Below are 1,371 nucleotides of genomic sequence, written 5' to 3'. Positions count from 1 at the left end.
GGGTCTGTACGGTGATCGGTGTAACTCCCGAGCAGGAAGCGGAAGTTGATGACCGACGTGAGTGTCACCGAGACCGAGGGCCGGGCAGAAGAGCCGGCGGCGGGTGTGGATGACGAGCTGGTTGCCCAACTGGTGGCGCGGGCGCAGGCCGATGGGCTGCGGCTGACCGGCGAGGGAGGTCTGCTGCAGCAGCTGACCAAGCGGGTGCTGGAGTCCGCCCTGGAGGGCGAGCTGACCGACCATCTGGGCCACGAGCACGGCGAGAAGTCTGAAGGCGGGCGGGAGAACTACCGCAACGGGCGCCGGGCGAAGACGGTGGTCACCGAGGTCGGCCCGGTCGAGATCGAGGTTCCCCGGGACCGGGCGGGCACGTTCGAGCCGATGCTGGTCAAGAAGCGGCAGCGGCGGCTCGGCGGGATCGACGAGATGGTCTTGTCGCTGTCGGCCAAGGGCCTCACGCACGGGGAGATCTCCGCACACCTCGCCGAGGTCTACGGCACCGAGGTGTCGAAGCAGACCATCTCCACGATCACCGACAGCGTGGTCGCCGGCATGCTGGAATGGCAGAACCGGCCCCTGGACGCGGTGTATCCGGTGGTCTTCATCGACTGTGTGCACGTCAAGGTCAGGGACGGGCAGGTCGCGAACCGTCCTGTCTATATGGCGCTGGCCGTGACCGCCGAGGGCACCCGCGACATTCTGGGCCTGTGGGTCGGCGATGGCGGCGAGGGCGCCAAGTACTGGCTTCAGGTCCTCACCGAGATCAAGAACCGGGGGGTTCGGGACGTCCTGATGCTGGTCTGCGACGGACTGAGCGGACTCCCGGACGCGGTGAACACCGTCTGGCCTGCGACGATCGTGCAAACTTGCGTCGTTCACCTGCTCCGCAACAGCTTCAAGTACGCGGGCCGCCAGGACTGGGAGAAGATCGCCAAGGCCCTCCGCCCGGTCTACACGGCACCGACCGAGGAGGCCGCCATGGAGCGGTTCCTGGAGTTCTCCGAGGAATGGGGAGCGAAATACCCGGCCATCGTGCGGTTGTGGGAACGCGCCTGGGCGGAGTTCGTCCCCTTCCTCCAGTTCGACGTGGAGATCCGCAAGATCGTGTGCACGACGAACGCAATCGAGAGTGTGAACGCCCGGATCCGCAAGGCCGTCCGTGCCCGCGGACACTTCCCCACCGAGCAGGCCGCCCTCAAGTGCGTCTACCTCGCGGTCATGAGCCTGGACCCGACCGGGAACGGCGCGAAACGCTGGACCAGGCGGTGGAAGCCGGCCCTCCAAGCCTTCGACATCGCCTTCGACGGCCGCCTCACCGCGACTCAGCGGTAACAACCAACCCACGAGTTACACCACTCGCTGGACACACCC

Annotated in this window: 1 protein-coding gene; it reads left to right on the top strand. The window is 66.8% G+C overall.

The window, feature by feature from the left end; genetic code table 11:
• Positions 1-48 precede the first annotated feature (48 nt).
• Entirely contained in the window at positions 49-1,332 is a 1,284-nt protein-coding gene (locus tag MKW14_RS40640; protein ID WP_240871809.1) for an IS256 family transposase, read from the top strand.
• The last annotated feature ends 39 nt before the right edge of the window (positions 1,333-1,371 follow it).

The sequence above is a fragment of the Streptomyces gilvus genome, assembly GCF_022513565.1.
GTDB classification, from domain to species: domain Bacteria; phylum Actinomycetota; class Actinomycetes; order Streptomycetales; family Streptomycetaceae; genus Streptomyces; species Streptomyces gilvus.
Note: the sequence above shows the minus strand (reverse complement) of the source record. Positions and strands in the feature narration are given on the sequence as shown.